Genomic DNA, 20,906 nt, shown 5'->3' on the forward strand with positions numbered 1-20,906 from the left:
TTCGCGGGAACATGAACGGTCACGAGGCGGGCCGATTAAAACATCTAGCGTTCAAACCGGCAGATAGTGCGGCGCTTACTCTTTCCAGACTGTTACTTCACCGGCCACGAAAGGGGACTTACGCGTTTTTACGCGCAAGGGTCGGCGTTTTCCAATTCATCATGAAACGCTAAATGGCGAATCAAGCACCCAGATATTTAGGCGTGCGGTGGAAAAGCGCGTACTCGCGCGCACCTCAAAGGAGGTGCATTTGCGCCTCTTCAGCGATCTCCTCTTTAGCCGTTATGCAATATGGATCACACGGCGAGTTGCCGGCAAATCGAATGACTTCTTTGCCAGACTGTAGCGACTCGCAGTGTGAATTGATCATCCAGACCTTGTAAGAGAGCCCGTTGATGAATCTGCGCAATATGTCGGTAAAAGTGAAGCTTATGGTTTCGTTCGGGTTACTTGTCCTCGTCGTACTGACGAGTTCCCTCGTCGCCCTGAGCGCATTGAACAATTCTAACGACCGGTTCGCCGATTACGTCAGCGGCATCAACGCTCGCGCGGAAATGGCCGCGTCAATTCGCGCAGCCGTCGACGATCGCGCCATGGCAGTTCGCAATCTGGTTCTCGTCACTACGCCTGCCGACATCGAAAAGGAAAAGAATGCTGTCTCCGATGCTGAAGAGGCGGTCGAAAGCCGGCTGGCGAAATTCAACGCGGTCGTCGCTGCCGCCAACGACATGAGCCCGGAGGCGCGCAGCCTGGCGCACGAGATTGGACGCATCGAGTCGCTTTATAAACCGGTTGCATTGGACATCGACCGGCTGGCACTGGCCGGTCAGAAGGAAGAGGCGATCGCTGAAATCGATACAAAATGCCGACCGCTGCTTTCCGCCCTGATCAGGGCGACGAACGAATATGCAGACGCGACCCGCGCCCGCGCGGCGGAAATGGTTCAGGACGCCGAACACCACTTCACACGTCAGCGCAATCTGTTGATCGCCATCTGTCTAGGTGCGCTGGCGATAGCGGTGCTCGCAGGCGTTCTGATCACCCGTGATCTGCTGCGCGCGTTAGGCGCTGAACCGGCAGCCCTCGCTCAAGCGACCCGACGGGTCGCATCGGGCGACATCGGCCCCATTGCTGGTGCGAAGGATGCTTCCACAGGCAGCGTGCTCGCGTCGATGGGCGAAATGCAGGCTAGTCTCGTTGATCTGATCGGCAAGGTCAGGTCGTCCGCTAACAACATCGCGACCGGGTCAAGCGAGATCGCCGCAGGCAACCAGGACCTGTCTTGCCGTACCGAGCAACAGGCTTCGTCTCTCCAGGAGACTGCGTCGAGCATGGAAGAACTGACATCGACCGTGAGACAGAACGCGGAGAATGCGCGGCAGGCGAGTGAGCTGGCCGCGAACGCTTCCGAGGTTGCACAAAGAGGTAGCAGGGTGGTTGGAGAAGTCGTCGCGACGATGGCCGACATAAGCGAGAGTTCGACGAAAGTCGCGGACATCACCGGGATTATCGAAGGCATTGCATTCCAGACAAACATACTGGCGCTTAATGCGGCCGTGGAGGCTGCACGAGCGGGCGAGCAGGGGCGCGGGTTTGCGGTCGTGGCGAGTGAAGTAAGAAGTCTGGCACAACGGTCGTCGAGCGCAGCGAAGGAAATCAAGGATCTGATCAGTTCGTCGGTGCGGAAGATCCATGATGGTTCGACGCTGGCGGGTGACGCAGGCAAGACGATGGCAGAGGTCACGCAGGCGGTCACCCGGGTGACCGATATCATCGGCGAGATCGCTACCGCGTCGGGGGAGCAAAGCCGAGGAATCGAGCAGGTCAATCTGGCGGTCACGCAGATGGACGGAGTCACCCAGCAGAATGCCGCGCTCGTCGAGGAGGCGGCCGCAGCTTCCGCCTCCCTTGAGGAGCAGGGGCGGCAGTTGACGCAAGCCATTGCGTTTTTCCGCAACAGTGATGCGGAGGCGGTGCGGAGCGCGCGCGTCGGATCGCTGGATCTTGCGTAGTCGCTGGTATCGAGACCATCGTGCCGGTCAATCGTCGAGCGCGCAATCGGCGCCGAGATGAACAGCGATGAAGGCATCATTCCTTCTTCCGGGATTGCAGGCAGTACATGATGCCCGGTCACCCCAGCGTGACCGGTCTACTTACCTCGAGACTCGATCACGACGCATGCGATGGTGGGCGTAGACGTCGAAAAAAATATAATGCAGGCATCGGGTCGACACAGACACTGGTGAGATCGTGGACAAGCCCGTCAAGCGGGGCATTCCTCAAATACTTTGCAAACCGCCTGGCCTGCCTTCGGTATGGAGTCACGCAGCGGATTCCGGCACCAGGTGCGGTAATTGGTTGAAATGGGCCGCAGGGTGAAGTTCGTGCCTGCGAAATTCGTTGACGCGTTCCACATCCGCGACAAGCACGATGCGGCCGTTCTACCCGTTGCCGACACGAAATTGCGCATCGCCCGTGGCACAGAAGCGCTGTCACGGCGATAATCCGGCACTCCCGGCATTTCATCACGCTATGCCGACGCGACGTCCGAAGCTGCTCGTCCGCGCCGCTTGCCGAAGCGCAATTTGACGGGAGCCGCTACGTCGAAGATCGCGCAGCTCAGGTCGTGCAGTTCACATGCAGCATGGGCAACCGTCATCCGTCGATGATCGCGTACATTTGTCGCTTGTCTTCAACGACGCGGTCTTTTCGAGCGGTCACGAGCACGACACAATGGAATGACACCGTAATCGGTTTTTTTATCAATGTTTAGCACCGATCTAATGACATCAGACTTCCTGCTGCGCCTCTTCGCCGCGTTCGCCTGCGGCGTCGCTATCGGCCTCGAGCGACAGATGCGCCAGCGCACGGCCGGACTGCGCACGATCACACTGGTCGCGTGCGGTGCGTGTCTGTTTGTCACACTCGGCGTGCTGACGGTGGCCAATGGCCAGTCGGGCGTCACGCAGATTGCCGCTTATGTGGTGTCGGGCGTGGGCTTCCTCGGCGGCGGCGTGATTATGCGCGACAAGGGTTCGATCCAGGGCATCAACACGGCGGCGACGCTCTGGTGCTCCGCCGCCGTTGGTGTTCTGTGTGGCAGCGGACATTATGGGCCGGCGCTTGCCGGCACGTTTGTCGTGCTCATCACGAACACGGTCTTGCGTGAAGTGAGCCGGGCGATCAACGCGACGCCCGTATCAAGCGCGGACATCGTCCGGGAGTACGTTCTGACCGTCGTTGGACGGCAGGAGGACGAGATTCATATTCGCACGTTGATGTCGAACGCGATGGACACGCACCCTCTGTCGTTTCAAAGCCTGACGAGCGAAGATATCGATGGCGTTCCTCCGCGCATACGGGTGAGCGCGACTGTGCGGATGCACCCGAAGGACCAGGCGAAGCTCGAACGCATGGCGAGCCGCATGAGCATGGAGCGGGGTGTATCGAGTATCAGCTGGACGGCGGCCGAGGCGGAGGTCGCGCCGGAGTGAAGGTTGAGTCGATGTTGTTAGATGGGAGCGCGTGAGGAATTGACGCGTCTCCGCCTGCCACTTGGCGAAGCCGCCGTCGAGTAGAATTATCTCAACGGGGTTGCCGGCCGCAAACGCAAGCCATCAACGGCATGTCGCCAATCCGCCGAGCTACGGACTGAAGCGGGTCGACCTTAGCTTTCTGGCAGAGTGTTCAGTGAGCTAAGCCACTCGACCAGGGGGCGACCTGACGAGAATACTAGGAGAAGAAGTGACGATTTCGCCAGCGCGAACTAAACCGCGAGCCCGTCGTAGCAGCGGGCGCATTACGTTGGCCGATGTCGCGCGCGCCGCAGGTGTCGCGCCGATGACCGCGTCGCGCGCGCTGAACACGCCCGAAATCGTCAATCCCGAGATGGTCGAGCGCGTGCGTCGTGCGGTGCTCGAAACAGGCTACGTGCCAAACCTGCTGGCAGGTGCGCTTGCCTCTGCGCGCAGCCTGCTGATCGCCGTCATCGTGCCAAGCATCGCATCGACGATTTATCTCGAGTTCGTTCAGGCGCTACGTGGCGCGCTCGCGAGCAAGGGCTATCAGGTGATCCTCGGCGAAAGCGATTACACGCATCAGTCGGAACCCGTTCTGCTCGAGGCCTTGATTGCACGACGCCCCGACGCCATCGTCACGGTCGGCGCAGTGCGGTCCGCCGAAGGCCGCAAGCGTCTTATCGCATCCGAAATACCTGTTATCGAAACTTGGGATATGACGAGCGAGCCGATCGATATGCTCGTCGGATTCTCCCAGGAGGGCGTCGGCCGTGCGGCGGCTGAGTTCTTCCTCGCAGGGGGCCGCCGCCATCCGGCCATCATCAGCGCGAGCGACGATCGCGCGGCCATGCGCGCCGAAGGTTTCCTCTCACGCCTGCGCGACTGCCAACCCGCCGTCAACGTACGCTCGGTCCTGATCCCTGCACCCAGTACGCTCGGTGCCGGCCGTCGCGCGTTCGTGGAACTGCTCGACCTCTACCCGAAAATGGACGCGGTATTCTGCACGTCCGACATGGTCGCGCTCGGCGTGTTGACCGAAGCGAAAGCGCGCGGCATGCAAATTCCCGCTGACGTCGCCGTGATGGGTTTCGGGGATCTCAATTTCGCGTGCGACACCGATCCCCCGCTCACCACTATCCGCGCGGACGGCAAGACCATCGGTCACGAAGCAGCCCGCCTGATTCTCGAACGCGCCGGCCACGCGCCGCGCGTACAAACCGTCGTGGACGTCGGCTTCTCCATCGTTCGCCGTCAATCCGCCTGACCAACCCTTAACAGATGTCACGCCTCCGCCTGGGAAATCCCGCTTGTCAAACGCTTGAGATAGCGCTATCTTAACCGTCAGGTAGCGCTACCTCATAGCTGCGTAGCGACATGTTCGAACCAGGAGACGTTTGATGAGCAAGATTTCCAAGGTCGATATCTTTGATTTCGAGTACGAAGTGCAGAACCTCGCGGCCACGACGGAGAACACGCACAACCACGTGGCGTACAGGAAGGGCGGCAGGATGAAGCTGTCGAAATACGCGATCGTGCTCGAAACAGACGACGGCGCGCGCGGCGAGTACGTCGCCATGTGGGGCGGCACGCGCCCGGCGCTGGCTCAGTCGATCATGCTCGCGCCGGACCTGCTCGGCCGCGACCCGTCCATGCGCGAGGAAATCTACGACGAGTTCAAGCGCAAGCTGCATCACTTCGATCACATGGGTCACGGCCCCGTGGACATCGCACTGTGGGATCTCGCGGGCAAGCAGTTGAACGCGTCGATCAGCACAATGCTCGGCAGCTACCGCACGCGTCTGAAGGCTTACGCCAGCACGTTCCACGGCGATCGCGCGGGCGGTCTCGACAGCCCGCAGGCGTATGGTGAATTTGCCGTGCGTTGCCGGGAAATGGGTTATCGCGGCTACAAGATTCACGGCTGGTTCGACGGCAATCCGCGCGAGGAGGCGGCTGCGATTCTGGCGACGCGCAAGGCTGTCGGCAACGAAATGGACCTGATGTACGACGGCGCGTGCGACCTGAAAACTTTTGCCGACGCGCTATACGTTGGTCGAGCGTGCGATGAAGCCAACTACTTCTGGTTTGAGGACCCGTATCGCGACGCCGGTCTCTCCGCGTTCTCGCACAAGAAACTGCGCGAGATGCTGAAGACGCCCTTCCTGATCGGCGAACACGTGCGCAGTCTTGAGCCAAAAGCGGATTTCATCATGGCGGGCGGCACGGACTTCGTGCGCGTCGATCCCGAGTACGACATGGGCATCACCGGCGCGATCAAGACGGCGCATCTGGCCGAAGCGTTCGGCCTCGACGTGGAAGTGCACGCGGTGGGTCCCGCGCATCGTCATGTGATGGGCGCGATCCGCAATTCGAACTACTACGAAGTGGCGCTCGTCGGTCCCGACTGCGCGAACAATATCCCGACCGTCTACGCGTGCGACTACAACGACCAGATCGATTGCATCGATTCGAACGGCACGGTGCCGGTCCCGACCGGTCCCGGTCTCGGCGTCACGTATGACTGGGACTACATCCGTCATCACACGAAGCAGCATCACGTGTTCGAACTGAATAAGCGCTGATCGGCGCGACCAGGTGAAGAGCGGGCGCCCGTCACGCTGTCAGCAGAGCTGAAATAGCCACGGCGGCGGGGCGCTCATGCCGTTCTCCGCGTCGGAAGCAATACCGTCGTCATTCGAAACAGGAGACTTTCGATGAGTGCGCAGGCTGTTCTCAGCGCGGTACGCGCGCGGCACCACTACGTGCGTTACAACGTGTTGGCGCTCATTCTTCTCGTCACCGCCGTGAATCTCGGCGACCGCGCCAATCTGTCGATCGCGGGTGCGCCGCTCGCGAAAGAACTTGGCCTCGGTAGCGTACAGATGGGCTACGTCTTCTCCGCGTTCGCGTGGTCGTACGTGATCGGGCAATTGCCGGGCGGCTGGCTGCTCGACCGGTTCAGTTCGATCAAGGTGTATGCCGCCGCGCTGTTCATGTGGTCCTTTTTCACGTTCCTGCAGGGCTACGTCGATCTGCTCTCCACGGCAACCGCCGTGGCCGCGCTATTCGCGTTGCGATTTCTCGTCGGTCTCGTGGAAGCGCCGATTTATCCGGCGAACAATTACATCGTCGCCGCGTGGTTTCCGTTGCAGGAACGCGGGCTTGCCACATCGATCTTCAGTTCCGCGCAATACGTGGCCGTGGTGCTCTTCGTGCCGTTGATGGGTACGTTGAGTCACGTCCTGAGCTGGCACTGGGTGTTCTGGTTCATGGGCGGCTTCGGCATGCTGCTCGCCGTGTACTGGCTCGCGGCAATGCGCGCGCCCGACCGGCACCCGCGCGTGAGCGCGGGCGAACTCGCGTATCTGCGTGAAAACGGCGCAATGATCGACATCGAAGCGAACAAGCGCACAGGCAAAGTGGGGGCCGCGCCGGCGGGCTCGCTCGTCGTGCTGCTGAAAAGCCGCATGATGGCCGGCGTCTACCTCGGCCAGTACTGCATCACCGCGCTGCAGTATTTTTTCATCACATGGTTTCCGATTTACCTCGTCAAAGGCCGTGGCATGGACCTGCTGCACGTCGGATTTGTCGCGACGTTGCCGGCTATTTGTGGTTTCACCGGCAGCATTCTGGGCGGCGCGATTTCCGACCGCGTGCTCAAGCGCGGCGGCACCGTGACGATGGCACGCAAGATTCCCTTTGTCTCGGGCATGCTGCTCGCCAGCCTTCTCGTGCTGTGTAATTTCTCGGATTCGACCGCAGTGATCGTCGCGCTCATGTCGCTCGCGCTGTTCGGCAAAGGGCTCGCCCAAGTCGGGCTCGCGGTCGTGGTGGACACGTCGCCGCCGGAGATCGTCGGACTTGCGACGGGGCTGTTCGGCGTGGCCGGCAATATCGCCGGGATCATCACACCGATCGCCATAGGCTATCTGCTCGCGCTCACTCATTCGTTTATCGGCGCGATGTATTTCGTGGGCGCACACGCGATGGTCGGCGCGCTCGCCTACATCTTCATTGTCGGCAAATTGGAGCGGCTCGAATTGCCGCCTGCGCTGCGCGCGGCGGCCACGGGAGGCGCGGCGTGAAGCATCGGATCATGTTGTCGCGACCCATGCAGCCCGCCGTCGAGTCGCGCGCGACAGAGCGGTTTGACGCGTACGTGCCGGATCACGCGTTGTCTGCCGAAGAACTCGTGTGTATCGCAAAGGCACACGGTGCGGAAGGCTTGCTGTTTTCCGGCGCGTTGCATCTCAACGCGGCGCTGGTCGCCCAGTTGCCACGCAGCGTACGCGTGGCTGCGACCACGAGCGTCGGCTTCGATCATATCGATCTCGACGCGGCCGCTGCGGCGGGCATCGTCGTGACGAACGCGCCTGTTGTCACCGAATGCACGGCGGACGCGACCCTGCTGCATATGCTGGCCGCAAGCCGCCGCGCGCGCGAACATTTGCAGGTGCTGCAGGATGGCTGGGGCCGCAGTCTCGGCCTGAGCGAATTGCTCGGGTATCGCGTGAGCGGCAGCGTGCTCGGCATGGTCGGCATGGGGCGAATCGGGCAAGCAGTCGCGCAACGCGCGCGTGGTTTTGGGATGACGATTTTCTACCATAGCCGCAGACGTGTGAGCGAAGCGGACGAGCAGGGCGCACGTTATTTTGCGTCCCTGAACGGCATGCTGCCGCACGCGCAAATCCTGTCACTGCACGTTCCCGCAACGCCAGCAGCCGCGCCGCTGATTGGCCGCGACGAGTTGGCGCTGCTGCCGCGCGGCGCGATCGTCGTGAACACCGCGCGCGGCTCGTTGATTGACGAGGACGCGTTGATCGACGCATTGCATAGCGGTCACATAGCCGCAGCGGGTCTGGACGTGTTCCGCGGCGAACCCCATTTCGACCGGCGTTTTCTCGATCTACCACAAGTCTTCATGACGCCGCACACCGGATCGGCGACCGTGCAAACGCGCAACGACCTCGGCTTTCGCGGACTCGACAACATCGCGGACGCGCTCGCGGGACAGACGCCCCGCGACGCGCTGAATCGTCCCGCTTCAATGAGAACCTGAACGCATGACAGCATCGAACAACGGTAAGGCAAACGAAAAGCGCTTCGCGCACGGTGATCTCGTGGAGTTCGCAACCAGAGCGTTGCAGGCGCGCGGCATGCGCGCCGACCACGCCGAACAGGTGGCGTGGCGACTGATCGACGCTGATCTGCTTGGCCATCGCAGTCACGGTTTCTGGTTGCTCGCCACGTATCTCGAACGGCTTGAAGCAGGGCAGATCGCCACGCAAGGCGAAGTGCGCACGCTCAACGATTCGCCCGCCGCCTTCGCGTGGCACGCGAACCGGTTGCCGGGCGCGTGGGTGATGCAGCAGGCGATCGGACAGCTGCGGCAACGCGCGCAATCGCAGGCCATTGTTTGCGCGACGATCGCCGAGTGCTCGCACATTGGTTGTCTGCAAAGCTACCTGCTGCCGCTCGTCGCGGACAACCTGCTCGTCATGCTGTCCGCGACGAACGCCGGTATTGCGTCGGTTGCGCCGTTCGGCGGGATCGACCCCGTGCTGACCACCAACCCGATCGCGTTCGGCATTCCGACGCGCGGCGAGCCCATGCTCATCGACCAATGCACGTCGCTCGGCAGCAATACGTTTTTCGCCGCATTCGCGCAGCGCGGCGACAAACTGCCGGGCCAATGGCTGCTCGCCGCGAACGGCGAGCCGACCGACAATCCACATGTGCTTGCCGACACACCACCCGGCACGGTGTTACCGCTCGGCGGCACGGAGTTTGGCTATAAAGGCTTCGGCCTCGGACTCGCCGTGGAAGCGTTGACGCTCGCGCTGCCAGGATCCGGCCGCCGCACGCATCCCGACAAATTCGGCCAGGGCGTCTTCATTCAGGCAATCAATCCGGCGATGCTCGGCGGTCTCGACGCGTTCCTCGACGAAACCACGCATCTCGCGAACGCCTGCCGCGCGAGCCGCGTGCGTCCTGGCGCGGCGCCCGTGCGTTTGCCGGGCGAACGTGCGCTCGCGTTGCGCCGTCGTCAACTTGCGGAGGGAATCACGCTCGGCACGGACGTGCTCGCGCGCACCGCCGCGTGGGCCACGACACTCGATCTGACGATGCCGTCGGAATGCATGGCCGCGCACGCCCACTGATTACACACTTCATACCGGAGTCTTCCATGTTGCACAAAACAGATGGGGTTTTCATTGTCACGCAGACGCCGTTCGACGAAAACGGCGCGGTAGATCTTGAGAGTATCGACACGCTCGTCGATTTCTACGTGAAGCACGGCGCGGACGGCTTCACCGTGCTCGGCGTGAGCGGCGAAGCGGGCAAGCTCAACCAGAGTGAAACCGTGCAAGTGGCCGAGCGCTTCATCAAGCGCGCTGGTTCGCGTCCGGTGGTGGTGGGCGTCAGCCATTCGAGCCTCGCGCAATTGACCGACCTCTCCGCTCGCGTGATGGACCTCGGCGCGACTGGCGTGATGATTGCGCCGCCCGCCGGCATTCAGACCGACGAAGAAATGCACGGCTACTTCGCCGAAGTATTTCGCCGCAACGGGGGCATTCCCACCGTGCTGCAGGATTTCCCGTTCGCGTCGAAGGTTGCGATGTCGGTGCCGGCCATCCTCAAGCTCGTGGAAACGCATAAGGAAATTGAACTGATCAAGGAGGAAGACCTGCCGTGCCTGAACAAGATTTCACGGCTGCGTGAAAGCACGGGCCGCCGCATTGCGATTCTGACCGGCAACAACGCGATGTACCTGCCGCTCGAACTCGGCCGTGGCGCGGACGGCCCGATGGCTGGCTTCTCGTATCCGGAGATGCTGTCCGAGGTGTACCGTTTGTACCGCGCGGGCAAAGTGGATGAAGTCGACGACGTGTTCGACATTTATCTACCGTTGTTGCGTTACGAAGCCATGGGCTTCTGGGGCGTATGCGCGCGCAAGGAAATGATGCGCCGGCGCGGCGCGATCCGCTCGGCAACCATGCGCACGCCGGGGCCAAAACTGTCGGCGGCGGACATGGCGGAACTCAACCGGCTTTCCACACGGCTCGAACGCAGGCTCGCGGAACGGCGCGGCTAGGTCGGCCACGTCCGCACAAGCAGCGGCTACACGCAAGGATCCACGGTAAGAACCACGCACAACGATAACGAAGGGGACGTCCAGATGAAGAGCGGAGATCTCGCCGCCGGCGCGACGCTCGCGCGGCGGTCCACGGTGCGCTACGGCGTGCTCGCCATGCTGGTGCTCGCCAGCGCTGTCAATCTCGGAGACCGGGCGAATCTGTCGATCACCGGCACGGCGATGTCGGCCGATCTGGGCATCAGTTCGGTCGGCCTCGGCTACGTGTTCTCGGCGTTCGCGTGGGCTTATGTGCTCGCGCAGCTGCCTGCCGGCTGGCTAATCGACCGCTTCGACTCGATCAAGGTGTACGGCTGCAGCCTCGTGCTGTGGTCGTTGTGCACGTTCGCGCAGGGCTTGCTCGGCTCGCTTTCGGTGGCTGCGGCGCTAGTCGTGCTGTTCGTGCTGCGGTTTCTCCTCGGGCTCGTCGAGTCGCCGGTTTCGCCCGCCAACAGTTATATCGTCGCCGCGTGGTTTCCGGTGCGCGAGCGCGGGCTCGCCACGTCGATCTACAACTCCGCGCAGTACCTCGCCGTGGTGGTGTTCGTGCCGATGATGGGCCTGTTGGTCCACAAGGCCGGCTGGCCGAGCGTGTTCTACGTGATGGGCGTGCTCGGTCTGCTGCTCGCCGCGCTGTGGTTCAGGGTGATGCGCTCGCCGCTTGCCCACCCGCGCGTGAACGCCGCCGAACTCGACTACCTGCGCGAAGGCGGCGCGAATGTTCAGGTCGATGCGAAGAAGAGGTCGACACGACCGCGCGTGAGTCTCGCAATGGTCGGTTTCTTCATGCGCAGCCGCCTGATGCTCGGCGTGTACGTCGGCCAGTATTGCCTGACGTCGTTGCAGTATTTCTTCATTACGTGGTTCCCGATCTATCTGGTGAAGGGCCGCGGCATGAACATCGTCGAAGTGGGTTTTCTGGCAACGCTGCCCGCCATCTCCGGTTTTGTCGGCGGACTGGTGGGCGGTTATCTGTCCGACGCATTGTTGCGAAAAGGGCTCGGTCTGAGCGTCGCGCGCAAGACACCGTTCGTCATGGGGATGCTGCTCGCGTCCTGCCTCGTCTGCTGCAACTTCGTGCATTCGCCGTACGGGGTGGTCGCGTTGATGTCGCTCGCCATTTTCGGCAAGGGGCTCGCCGCGGTGAACTGGGCGGTGGTGTCGGACACGTCGCCGCCGCATCTTGTTGGTTTCGCGGGCGGCCTGTTCAATCTCTTCGGCAGCCTTTCCGGCATTGTCACGCCGATCGTGGTGGGCTACGCGGTCAGCATGACCGGCAGTTTCACCGACGCGCTGTATTTCGTCGCCGCACACGGCCTGATTGGCGCATTCGTATATCTGTTCTGTATCGGCAAGATCCAGCGTCTGGATCAATGAGCTGTTCGACCCTCGACCGGCCCGGCGCGCGGAGGACAGCCGGTTCTGAGACGCTTTACGCGTCAGCCGAAGCAAAGACATATCAGGGAGCAACGCGTCAAGGAGGCGCCTTGCTCAATGCCTTCCACACCACTTTAGCGGCGGCGCGAAACGCAACCGGCTCGGGCGCGTTCCGCTTGGCGCGGCGCAAAAAAACGATCAGTCCTTGCCAGTGCGAATAGATCAGCGAGCCGCGCAGGCGGCACTCGTCGCGCGGAAGCTCGGTGTTGATCTGTGCTACGACTTCACTGAAGATGTCCTGAAATTCGCCGCTCACCTGCACCATCAACTCACTCACCGACTCCATGTGTTCGGCGAGACACCAGCACTCCAGCGCGAACGAACTGACCACGTTTTCAGGATCGGTGAGCGCGGCGAAGGTTTCATCCAGTATCGCTTCCAGACGCGCTTCCGGCGACATGCTTCGGTCCGAGGCGAGCGAGCGATAACGTTCGAGATAACGTTTGGCCAGTTCCTCGATGGTTGAATGCAGCAGCAACTCGCGGCTTCCAAAATAATGTTGCAGCGTGGCGAGGCGGATGCCGGCATCCGCCGCGACGCGCCGCTGCGTGAACCCAGCGTTACCTTCCGCAGCGAATAGCCGGATCGCCGTTTCGAGTATCTCGGGTACGCGCGTAGTCCGGTTGCCGCGCCGTTTCGGCATGGTGTCGGGCTTTTTTGCGCCAAGGTCTTCAGAGCTGATCTTCAAATCTTTCATACGACAAATTCCATTCGGCGACTCATGGGTACTCAGCTTGCGAATTGCAGCGCACTCGATGCCGCAAAGACGACGAGAATTGGTCTCTCAACCAATTATAGAGGCCGCGAGTAGCCCTGATGTACGCGTTGCGAGACCTTCCGTGATAGCGCTAGATGCACTGCAGCATGGGGATTGCGACATGATGTCCTTATCGTTTACCCCTTCATCGCCCGGCTTGTTAATTGGTCTCTTGACCACTATTATTGGTCCATAGACCAAATAAATATGCGATGCCAAGCACGGCAGTGTGCCCGCGCCGCTTCGCAGAGTCGAGTACCGGCGTGTGAGGAGCGTTCAGATGGACAACGGTGACACAAGCTTACGTGGCCTCGTCGACAAATGGGTCGGGCTGTCGCCCGCTACGGCCGCCCGGGTGTTCCGCGTGGGTCGTCAGCAGAAGCCCGACATGCGGTGCGTGCGCATTGAAGTGTCGCGCGCATCGGGGCCGCTTTCCCTCCTGTTTTTCCGCCATGCCGATGGCTCGTGGCGTGTCTTCCCGCCCGCCGCCAACCGGCCGACCTTTTACTCCGGCCAATCTAGCCGCGGCCGTCCCGGCCTCGCCGCTCGCATGCGCTGAGTGCGGGATAACGAACCAGGTGTCGTGCTACGGCATGCCATACAGTTCGGTCTCCTACATTGTGTGAGTGAGCGAAGGTTCGCGCAGCGAGCATGGTCTTACTTCCGCTGGCCCAGGCCGTCTGTGTGACTGGTTCGAGGCGGCGCCGTTTCGTCGGGCCGGCCAGGTAGAGCCAGATAGCGCTGCACGAGTTCCTCGTCGGCGACGAATCCCAATGAATTCGCGAGATGACAGGCCGCCGAAGTCCAGGCCAGTCCGTCGAAAAGCCATTCGCCAACGGCCCGCATGACGCGTGCGAGTGCAAAGCGGGTCCGCGGGTGCAGGAAGTGATGTCGATTGTCGGTGCTCATGTCTCCTCCATCGAATGACGGACTGGTTGGGCTGTTTTGATGAACTTTGCCCCGAAGCGACGCACCTCGCAGCAGGGATTTACCCATCCTTGACAGGCAAATCCAAAAGGATCAGTATTGTTCAAAGGTTCATCCAATGATAGATTGAGATGAATGGATGCCGAAGCGGTTGCGGCGGCGCGCCAGGCATACGGGACATGCGGAAAACCAGGAGGGGAAGATGAGCAGTGCACTTGAGGGCATGAAGGTCCTCGACTTTACGCAGATGATGAACGGTCCTTTCGGCACGATGCTGCTCGCCGACTTCGGCGCGGATGTGATCAAGGTCGAGCCGCCGGTGGGCGATACGATGCGGCTGACGGGCGAGACGTTTCTTGGCGACGACGCGGTCTATTTCCTCACGCTGAATCGCAACAAGCGCAGCGTGATCGTCGATCTGGCTATGCCGGAAGGTCAGCGCGTCGCGCAGGAAATGGCGAAGCAGGTGGACATCGTCGTGGAAAATTTTCGGCCCGGCGTGGCCGAGAAGCTGGGCATCAGCTATGAGACGCTCTCAGCGCTCAATCCGCGCCTGATCTACTGCTCGACGTCGGCGTTCGGGCGCACAGGCGAGGACAGCTTCCGTCCGGGCATGGATCCGGTCGTGCAGGCGATGTCTGGCATCATGCAGTTGACCGGCGACGAGAACACGGGTCCGCTCAAAACGGGCATGCCGTACGCGGATCTGATTACGCCGTTGCTCTCCACGATCGGCGTGCTGGCCGCCGTGCAGTCGCGCAACAAGACGGGGCGCGGGCAGCGTGTCGATCTATCGATGATCGACGCGACCATCTTCAGCATGATTCCGCGCGATGCGTATTACTTCGCAACCGGCGAAACGCCGGGGCGTATCGGCAACGCGCACTGGCAGATCGTGCCGTACAACACCTACCGCACGTCCGACGATCGCCACATCATGGTGATCGCTCATACCGACAAGTTCTGGCGTGTGCTCGCGTCGGCGGTGGGCGCGACGGAACTGCTCGACGACGATCGTCTGAAGACCAAGGACGGCCGGCTCGCAAACCGCCAGATCGTCGACGCTGGCCTCGCGCAGGCATTCGCCAGACAGTCGCTCGCGCATTGGGACGAAAAGCTGCGCGAGGCGCACGCAATGTTTTCGCCGGTGCTCAATTTTCAGGAAGTGTTCGAAGATCCGCGGGTGCAGGAAGATCTGGTGGTCGAGCTCGATCATCCGAAGGCTGGCAAATTCAAGGTCGTGACCAACCCGATCCGCCTGTCGGAAACGCCGCCGTCTATCCGTCGCCCGCCGCCCACGTTGGGCCAGCACACCGAGGAGATTCTGCGCGAATTCGGCATCACGCCGCAGACGCCCGATCAGACACAAGTCGCGCCAGCGGCGCTTGGCAGCGAGTGAGTCGGCCCATGACCGATACGACCCAGACCACCAGCGAGACGCACGCGAACCCTCCAGCCGGGCCCGCGGAACTGCCGCCGCTCGGCCGGCACGAGCCGCCCCTCAAAGGCGTGCGCGTGCTCGATCTGTCGCGCGTTCTCGCCGCGCCGTTCTGCGCGATGATGCTGGCCGACCTCGGCGCCGAGGTGATCAAGGTGGAGCACCCCCATGGCGGCGATCAGACGCGCCACTGGGGCACGGCGATCCAGGGCGGCGAGCGAACCTACTATCTGGCGATCAACCGCACCAAGCAATCCATCGCAATCGATTTCTCAAAGCCGGAGGGCGCGGCGCTCGTCAAGGCGCTGGCGCGAGAAAGCGACGTGCTGGTCGAAAACTACATGCTGGGCGCGCTCGATCGTTACGGGCTCGGCTACGAAGCGTTGCGCGCGGAGAACCCGAAGCTCATTTACTGCTCGGTGAGCGGCTATGGGCGCACGGGTCCGAGCGCGCAGCGCCCCGGCTACGACTCGGTGATCCAGGCCGAAAGCGGTCTCATGTCGATCACCGGCGAGCCCGGCGGCGAGCCGTCGAAAGCGGGCGTGCCGATCTGCGACATCACGGCCGGCATGTACGCGACACAGGCGATTCTCGCCGCGATGGTGCGGCGTTTGCGCAATGGTCACGGTGAAGCGATCGACATTGCGCTATTCGACTGCACGCTCGCCAATCACACCTCGGTCGCGGCGAATGCGCTGCTGCTGAACCGCGCGCCCGGACGCTTCGGCAACAGTCACGCCGACATCATTCCGCAGGGTCTGTATCACGCGGCCGACGGGCCGCTCATGTTTCACGTCGGCAGCGACGCACAGTTCGCTCGCTTCTGCGCCGACGTGCTCGACATGCCGTCGCTCGCAGGCGATCCGCGTTTCATCGACAACGACGGGCGGCGCGCGAATCGCGATGCGCTCGACGAACTGATGTCGAAGCGGTTCAAGACGCGGCCCCGCAACGAATGGATTCCGTTGTTTCGTCGCGCGGGCGTGCCGGCAGGCGTCGTTCAGAACGTCCTCGAAGCGCTCAGGTCCGACGAATCCAAAGCGCGCGGCATGGTCTGCGAGGTCGATCACCCCACGGCCGGCCGCATCGATCTCGTGAACTCGCCGCTGAAAATGCGCGACAGCACGCTGGCGCCGCCCGTCGCGCCGCCGCTGCTCGGCGAGCACACGGACCGCATCCTCGCCGGGCGCCTCAAGCTGGACGCCGCTGCCATCGCAGGTTTGCGCGCAGCAGGCATCGTAAGTTGACATCAGGAGACATAGTCATGCACAACCACGATTCATCCGCGCCGGCGTTTCCGATGGGCCGCTGTCCGTTCGCGCCGCCGCCGGAGTACGCGGAAATCCGCAAGAAAGAAGGCCTGTCGAAGGTCACCATGCCAGACGGTTCGCTCGCGTGGATCGCCACCCGTTACCGCGATGTGCGCGCGATTCTCGGCGACAACCGCTTTTCCACGGTGCCGTCCACGCCGGGCTATCCGTTCATTGCGCCGGCGCGCGCCGCACTGCTGATGAACGAGAAGCCGCCTACCATCATCCGGATGGACGCGCCGGAGCACACCAAGTACCGCCGCATGCTGACCAAGGAGTTCATGGTTCACCACATCGAGGCAATGCGCGGCGAGCTACAGCAAACGGTCGACGTGCTGCTGGACGAACTCATCGAGAAGGGGCCGCCAGCCGATCTGTTCGAAGACTTCGCGCTCGCGCTGCCGACCACGGTCATTTCGCGGATTCTCGGCGTGCCGTACGAAGACCGCGATTTCTTCCAGGAACGCAGCAAGGCCAAGCTCGATTTGACCGCCGATCCTGAAGTGCCGATCAAGGCCGGCGCGGAAATGCGCGAGTACCTGGATCGTCTGATCACGGAAAAGCTCAAGCATCCGGGCAATCGCGACGATCTGATCAGCCGTCTTGTCACGAGCCAGGTGGTGCCGGGCCATATGACGCGCGAAGAAGCGCTTGCCACGATCGAACTGCTTCTGATGGGCGGCCACGAGACCACAGCGAACATGATCGCGCTCGGCACGCTGTCGCTGCTCACGCATCCGGACCAGAAGGATGCGCTGGTCGCAGACCCGTCGCTTGTGAACAACGCAGTGGAGGAAATGCTGCGCTATCACACCATCGTTCACTACAACGGCCCGCGCGTGGCACTCGAAGACGTCGAGGTGAACGGCACGCTGATCCGCAAGGGCGAAGGCGTGCTGGCGCTGATCACGGCAGCGAATCGCGACCCGGATTCGTTCGCGGACCCCGACGCGTTCGACATCCGTCGCGAAGCGCGGCATCACGTTGCGTTCAGTTACGGCGTCCATCAGTGCCTCGGCCAACCGCTGGCTCGCGCCGAGTTGCAGATCGTTTTCTCGACGCTGTTCCAACGCCTTCCGAAGCTCCGCTTGACGGTGCCGGTCGACGAAATCAAGTTCCGTTACGACGCTTTTGTCTATGGCGTCGACGCGTTGCCGGTGACGTGGTGAACATCCGGCTTCGCTGAGCAATCCGCCCGCGCGCATCTCGCGCGCGAGCGCAGACAACATCTGGAGACGAGCATGAGAATCAAAGTGGATGCCACGAAATGTATCGGCGCGGGACTGTGTGTCGTCGCCGCTCCCGAAGTCTTTAGCCAGAACGAAGACGACGGTCTTGTCATCGTGTTGCAGGAAAGCCCGCCGCCCGAACTGCACGAGAAAGTGCGTGAAGCGGCACGCCTGTGCCCGGCGCTCGTCATCACGCTGGACGACTAGACGCTCGCATCGTCGCAACAGAATAAACGCAGTCAAGTCGGAAGCAGGCGGAATCAAGCCAGTCAACCAGAATCCGGCAGCCGCCGCGCGGCCACCGCGCCGTGTGGCCTGGCTCACGTCGTCACCTGTTTGAGGTCGAGAAATATGGATGCGGGAATCGTGATCGTCGGCGCGGGGCAGGCCGGCTATCAATTGGCGATGTCGCTGCGCGATGCAGGTTACATGAAACGCGTCGTGCTGCTGGGTGATGAGCCGGACCTGCCCTATCAGCGGCCCCCCTTGTCGAAGGCATTTCAGAGCGGCACGTGCGACGCCGCGCAACTGACGTTTCAGTCCGAGGCCTTCTATCAGCAACGGGACATCGAGCTGATGCTCGGCGTGACGGTGCTGCGTATCGACCGCGAACGTCGTTGCGTGATGACCGGCGACGGCCGCCGTCTCGACTACGAGCATCTGGTGCTCGCCACGGGCGCGCGTAACCGTCTGTTGCCCGGCTGGAACAGCGCGACCGAAGGCCTGCTCACGCTGCGCACGCTTGACGACGCGCGGCGACTGCGCGAAGCGCTGCTGGAGGCGAGGCGCGTGCTGATCATCGGCGCGGGTTTTCTGGGGCTGGAATTTGCCGCCGTCGCGGCGGCGCGCGGCGTGGCCGTGCACGTGATCGAGGCGAGCTCGCATCTGATGAGCCGCGCGGTCAGCACGCCGGTGGCCGACGCGTTTCGCTCGCATCACGAGTCGAGCGGCGTGACCTTCAGTTTCGATAACGGCGTGAAGAACATCAGTACCGAGGCGGGCCGTGTGGTCGGCGCGCAGACCATGGACGAGCGCGTCCACGAAGCCGATCTGGTGGTGGTGAGTATCGGTGTGATTCCGAACGTGGAACTTGCGCGAGAGGCGGGTCTGGAAACCGGCAACGGCATCGTGGTCGATGCAAATCTCGCCACCAGCGATCCGTGCATCTCCGCGCTCGGTGATTGCGCGGCATTCCCGTCACGCTTTGCGTTCGGCCAGTGCCGGATCGAATCGGTGCAGAACGCCGTCGACCAGGCGCGCTACCTTGCGCAGCGCCTGACCGGCCAGAACCGTGTATTCGAAGCGGTGCCCTGGTTCTGGAGCGATCAGGGCGGCGTCAAGCTGCAGATAGCGGGCATGGCGATGCATCAGGCTGACGAGGTGGTGCTGCGCGGCGACCCTGCGGGGCTGAAATTTTCCGCGTATGGCTTTATCAATGGCCGGCTGGCAGCGGTCGAATCGGTCAACCGGCCGGCCGATCACATCGCGGCCCGCAAGCTGCTCGCCGCCAACGCCCCGGTCTCGCCGGCTCATGCCGCCGATCCGCAATTCGATCTGCGTACGCTGCTCTAGCGGCGGATCGGAACTCATCGAGAGGTTCAATCATGTCTACGATTTACGAAACGCTGGGCGCGCCGAGCGCGACTTTTATCCGCGGCACGCATCGTCTGCTAATCGGCGGTCGCTGGGTCGACGCACAGTCGGGCAATACCTTTGAAGTCTTCGATCCGGGCACGGGCGAGGTGGTCGCGCGAGTGGCCGAAGGCGATGCGGCGGATATCGACTTGGCCGTGCGAGCGGCGCGCCGCGCATTCGAAACTGGCGACTGGGCGAAGATGAAGCCGGCGGACCGCACGCGCGTGATGTTCCGCCTCGCCGATCTGCTCGAACATCACGGCGACGAACTCGCCGAGATCGAGGCGGTGGATAACGGCAAGCCGCTCGCCTTCGCCAAACGCGGCATTGCCGGCACAGCCGAAATGTTGCGCTATATGGCGGGCTGGGCAACCAAGAACAACGGCGATTCCGTCGACGTATCCGTGCCGGGCGAATGGCACGCGTACACCACGCGCGAAGCGGTCGGCGTGGTGGGCCAGATCATCCCGTGGAATTTTCCGCTCTCCATGGCGATCTGGAAAATCGCGCCGGCGCTCGCCACCGGCTGCACGGTGGTGTTAAAGCCCGCGGAACAGACCCCGCTGAACGCATTGCGGCTTGGGCAGATCATTCAGGAAGCAGGCATTCCGGACGGCGTGGTCAACATCGTGACCGGCTTTGGCGCAACCGCGGGCGCGGCGCTCGCCGCGCACCCCGACGTCGACAAGATCGCTTTCACCGGGTCGACGGAAACCGGCAAGCGGATCGTGCAAGCCGCGCTCGGCAATCTTAAGAAGGTGTCGCTCGAACTCGGCGGCAAGTCGCCGGTATTCGTGTTTCCCGACGCCAAACTCGATCTTGCGACAGCCGGCGCGGCCAATGCAATCTTCTTCAACAGCGGCCAGGTGTGCTCGGCGGGTTCACGCCTCTTCGTTCACAAGAAGGTGTTCGATCAGGTGGTGGAAGGTGTGGTCGCGTATGGCGACAAGCTAAAAGTGGGTCACGGTCTCGCGCCCGACAGCCAGATCGGTCCGCTCATATCGAGTCAGCAAAAAAAGCGCGTCGAATCGTTTATCCGCAACGGCGTCGAAGAAGGTGCGCGGCGAGTGGGTCAGAATCCCTCACGCACGGACGAGGCGGGGTACTTCGTGCCGCCCACCGTGTTCGTGGACACCACCTCCAGCATGTCGATCTATCGCGAGGAGATTTTCGGGCCGGTGGTGTGCGCGATGCCGTTCGACGACGCCGACATCGAGCGCATCGCCGCCGAGGCGAACGATACGGAACTGGGCCTGTTCGCGGGCATCTGGACGCAAAACCTGAGCCTTGCGCACAAGCTCGCGCGGCGCATCAAGGCGGGCTCCGTGTCGGTGAACGCGCACATGGTGAACGATCCCGCGCTTCCGTTCGGCGGTTACAAGCAATCCGGCTGGGGCCGTGAGCGGGGCCGCGAAGTGCTCGATCTGTACACGTCGGTCAAGAGCGTGGCGGTCAATCTGGACTGAGCCGCGCGCGTGGACTGCACGATCAGGTTCAGGAGACGGCACGGCGTGCAGGCG

18 protein-coding genes are annotated in these 20,906 nt (G+C 62.4%); 16 read left to right on the forward strand and 2 right to left on the reverse strand.

Annotation, left to right across the window (positions count from 1 at the left end):
- The first annotated feature begins 395 nt into the window (after positions 1 to 395).
- The 9 genes from AAGS40_RS25740 (at position 396) to AAGS40_RS25780 (ending at position 12,030) form a co-directional block, all read left to right on the forward strand.
- On the forward strand, positions 396 to 2,012 hold the full coding sequence (locus tag AAGS40_RS25740) for a methyl-accepting chemotaxis protein (protein ID WP_345817296.1): 1,617 nt from the start codon (positions 396 to 398) through the stop codon (positions 2,010 to 2,012).
- A 771-nt stretch (positions 2,013 to 2,783) separates the two neighbouring features.
- On the forward strand, positions 2,784 to 3,494 hold the full coding sequence (locus AAGS40_RS25745) for an MgtC/SapB family protein (RefSeq protein ID WP_345817298.1): 711 nt from the start codon (positions 2,784 to 2,786) through the stop codon (positions 3,492 to 3,494).
- Positions 3,495 to 3,840: 346 nt separating this feature from the next.
- Complete coding sequence (locus AAGS40_RS25750) at positions 3,841 to 4,782, forward strand: LacI family DNA-binding transcriptional regulator (RefSeq protein WP_345817300.1); 942 nt, start codon at positions 3,841 to 3,843, stop codon at positions 4,780 to 4,782.
- Positions 4,783 to 4,912: 130 nt separating this feature from the next.
- A complete protein-coding gene (locus tag AAGS40_RS25755; protein WP_345817301.1) occupies positions 4,913 to 6,100 on the forward strand; it encodes an enolase C-terminal domain-like protein in 1,188 nt (395 codons plus the stop codon).
- A gap of 132 nt (positions 6,101 to 6,232) precedes the next feature.
- Positions 6,233 to 7,603 (forward strand): MFS transporter, encoded by a 1,371-nt coding sequence (locus AAGS40_RS25760; RefSeq protein ID WP_345817302.1) that lies wholly within the window; start codon positions 6,233 to 6,235, stop codon positions 7,601 to 7,603.
- 11 nt (positions 7,604 to 7,614) lie between these two features.
- Positions 7,615 to 8,577 carry a D-glycerate dehydrogenase gene (locus tag AAGS40_RS25765; protein WP_345817303.1) on the forward strand — a complete coding sequence of 321 codons (963 nt, stop codon included), beginning with the start codon at positions 7,615 to 7,617 and terminating at the stop codon, positions 8,575 to 8,577.
- A gap of 4 nt (positions 8,578 to 8,581) precedes the next feature.
- Positions 8,582 to 9,679, forward strand: coding sequence for an Ldh family oxidoreductase (locus AAGS40_RS25770; protein ID WP_345817305.1), 1,098 nt, complete (start codon positions 8,582 to 8,584; stop codon positions 9,677 to 9,679).
- A 26-nt stretch (positions 9,680 to 9,705) separates the two neighbouring features.
- Complete coding sequence (locus AAGS40_RS25775; protein ID WP_345817306.1) at positions 9,706 to 10,614, forward strand: dihydrodipicolinate synthase family protein; 909 nt, start codon at positions 9,706 to 9,708, stop codon at positions 10,612 to 10,614.
- An 84-nt stretch (positions 10,615 to 10,698) separates the two neighbouring features.
- Positions 10,699 to 12,030, forward strand: coding sequence for an MFS transporter (locus AAGS40_RS25780; protein ID WP_345817308.1), 1,332 nt, complete (start codon positions 10,699 to 10,701; stop codon positions 12,028 to 12,030).
- A 97-nt stretch (positions 12,031 to 12,127) separates the two neighbouring features.
- Here AAGS40_RS25780 and AAGS40_RS25785 read toward each other — a convergent pair whose 3' ends face one another.
- Positions 12,128 to 12,787 (reverse strand): TetR/AcrR family transcriptional regulator, encoded by a 660-nt coding sequence (locus AAGS40_RS25785; RefSeq protein WP_345817309.1) that lies wholly within the window; start codon positions 12,785 to 12,787, stop codon positions 12,128 to 12,130.
- A 340-nt stretch (positions 12,788 to 13,127) separates the two neighbouring features.
- On the opposite strand from AAGS40_RS25785, the gene AAGS40_RS25790 reads away from it, so the two are divergent.
- On the forward strand, positions 13,128 to 13,406 hold the full coding sequence (locus AAGS40_RS25790) for a hypothetical protein (RefSeq protein WP_345817310.1): 279 nt from the start codon (positions 13,128 to 13,130) through the stop codon (positions 13,404 to 13,406).
- 98 nt (positions 13,407 to 13,504) lie between these two features.
- Here AAGS40_RS25790 and AAGS40_RS25795 read toward each other — a convergent pair whose 3' ends face one another.
- Positions 13,505 to 13,756: a hypothetical protein gene (locus AAGS40_RS25795; protein WP_345817312.1), complete on the reverse strand. Its 252-nt coding sequence runs from the start codon at positions 13,754 to 13,756 to the stop codon at positions 13,505 to 13,507.
- Positions 13,757 to 13,976: 220 nt separating this feature from the next.
- Between AAGS40_RS25795 and AAGS40_RS25800 the strand changes: the two genes are divergently transcribed.
- The 6 genes from AAGS40_RS25800 (at position 13,977) to AAGS40_RS25825 (ending at position 20,852) form a co-directional block, all read left to right on the forward strand.
- Positions 13,977 to 15,173: a CoA transferase gene (locus tag AAGS40_RS25800; protein WP_345817313.1), complete on the forward strand. Its 1,197-nt coding sequence runs from the start codon at positions 13,977 to 13,979 to the stop codon at positions 15,171 to 15,173.
- Between the two features lie 8 nt (positions 15,174 to 15,181).
- Entirely contained in the window at positions 15,182 to 16,459 is a 1,278-nt protein-coding gene (locus AAGS40_RS25805) for a CoA transferase (RefSeq protein WP_345817315.1), read from the forward strand.
- A 17-nt stretch (positions 16,460 to 16,476) separates the two neighbouring features.
- Complete coding sequence (locus tag AAGS40_RS25810; RefSeq protein ID WP_345817316.1) at positions 16,477 to 17,691, forward strand: cytochrome P450; 1,215 nt, start codon at positions 16,477 to 16,479, stop codon at positions 17,689 to 17,691.
- A gap of 72 nt (positions 17,692 to 17,763) precedes the next feature.
- Entirely contained in the window at positions 17,764 to 17,958 is a 195-nt protein-coding gene (locus AAGS40_RS25815; protein ID WP_345817317.1) for a ferredoxin, read from the forward strand.
- A gap of 144 nt (positions 17,959 to 18,102) precedes the next feature.
- Positions 18,103 to 19,323: an FAD-dependent oxidoreductase gene (locus AAGS40_RS25820; protein WP_345817318.1), complete on the forward strand. Its 1,221-nt coding sequence runs from the start codon at positions 18,103 to 18,105 to the stop codon at positions 19,321 to 19,323.
- A 32-nt stretch (positions 19,324 to 19,355) separates the two neighbouring features.
- Entirely contained in the window at positions 19,356 to 20,852 is a 1,497-nt protein-coding gene (locus AAGS40_RS25825) for an aldehyde dehydrogenase family protein (RefSeq protein WP_345817319.1), read from the forward strand.
- Positions 20,853 to 20,906: the final 54 nt, after the last annotated feature.

Source organism: Paraburkholderia sp. PREW-6R (genome assembly GCF_039621805.1).
Taxonomy (GTDB): Bacteria; Pseudomonadota; Gammaproteobacteria; order Burkholderiales; family Burkholderiaceae; genus Paraburkholderia.

What these genes read in the sequence shown, in the direction of transcription:
- AAGS40_RS25740 (WP_345817296.1), top strand. Translation starts at nt 396, where the DNA reads ATGAATCTGCGCAATATGTCGGTAAAAGTGAAGCTTATGGTTTCGTTC.
- AAGS40_RS25745 (WP_345817298.1), top strand. Translation starts at nt 2,784, where the DNA reads ATGACATCAGACTTCCTGCTGCGCCTCTTCGCCGCGTTCGCCTGCGGC.
- AAGS40_RS25750 (WP_345817300.1), top strand. Translation starts at nt 3,841, where the DNA reads ATGACCGCGTCGCGCGCGCTGAACACGCCCGAAATCGTCAATCCCGAG.
- AAGS40_RS25760 (WP_345817302.1), top strand. Translation starts at nt 6,233, where the DNA reads ATGAGTGCGCAGGCTGTTCTCAGCGCGGTACGCGCGCGGCACCACTAC.
- AAGS40_RS25765 (WP_345817303.1), top strand. Translation starts at nt 7,615, where the DNA reads ATGTTGTCGCGACCCATGCAGCCCGCCGTCGAGTCGCGCGCGACAGAG.
- AAGS40_RS25770 (WP_345817305.1), top strand. Translation starts at nt 8,582, where the DNA reads ATGACAGCATCGAACAACGGTAAGGCAAACGAAAAGCGCTTCGCGCAC.
- AAGS40_RS25775 (WP_345817306.1), top strand. Translation starts at nt 9,706, where the DNA reads ATGTTGCACAAAACAGATGGGGTTTTCATTGTCACGCAGACGCCGTTC.
- AAGS40_RS25780 (WP_345817308.1), top strand. Translation starts at nt 10,699, where the DNA reads ATGAAGAGCGGAGATCTCGCCGCCGGCGCGACGCTCGCGCGGCGGTCC.
- AAGS40_RS25785 (WP_345817309.1), bottom strand. Translation starts at nt 12,787, where the DNA reads ATGAAAGATTTGAAGATCAGCTCTGAAGACCTTGGCGCAAAAAAGCCC.
- AAGS40_RS25790 (WP_345817310.1), top strand. Translation starts at nt 13,128, where the DNA reads ATGGACAACGGTGACACAAGCTTACGTGGCCTCGTCGACAAATGGGTC.
- AAGS40_RS25795 (WP_345817312.1), bottom strand. Translation starts at nt 13,756, where the DNA reads ATGAGCACCGACAATCGACATCACTTCCTGCACCCGCGGACCCGCTTT.
- AAGS40_RS25800 (WP_345817313.1), top strand. Translation starts at nt 13,977, where the DNA reads ATGAGCAGTGCACTTGAGGGCATGAAGGTCCTCGACTTTACGCAGATG.
- AAGS40_RS25805 (WP_345817315.1), top strand. Translation starts at nt 15,182, where the DNA reads ATGACCGATACGACCCAGACCACCAGCGAGACGCACGCGAACCCTCCA.
- AAGS40_RS25810 (WP_345817316.1), top strand. Translation starts at nt 16,477, where the DNA reads ATGCACAACCACGATTCATCCGCGCCGGCGTTTCCGATGGGCCGCTGT.
- AAGS40_RS25815 (WP_345817317.1), top strand. Translation starts at nt 17,764, where the DNA reads ATGAGAATCAAAGTGGATGCCACGAAATGTATCGGCGCGGGACTGTGT.
- AAGS40_RS25820 (WP_345817318.1), top strand. Translation starts at nt 18,103, where the DNA reads ATGGATGCGGGAATCGTGATCGTCGGCGCGGGGCAGGCCGGCTATCAA.
- AAGS40_RS25825 (WP_345817319.1), top strand. Translation starts at nt 19,356, where the DNA reads ATGTCTACGATTTACGAAACGCTGGGCGCGCCGAGCGCGACTTTTATC.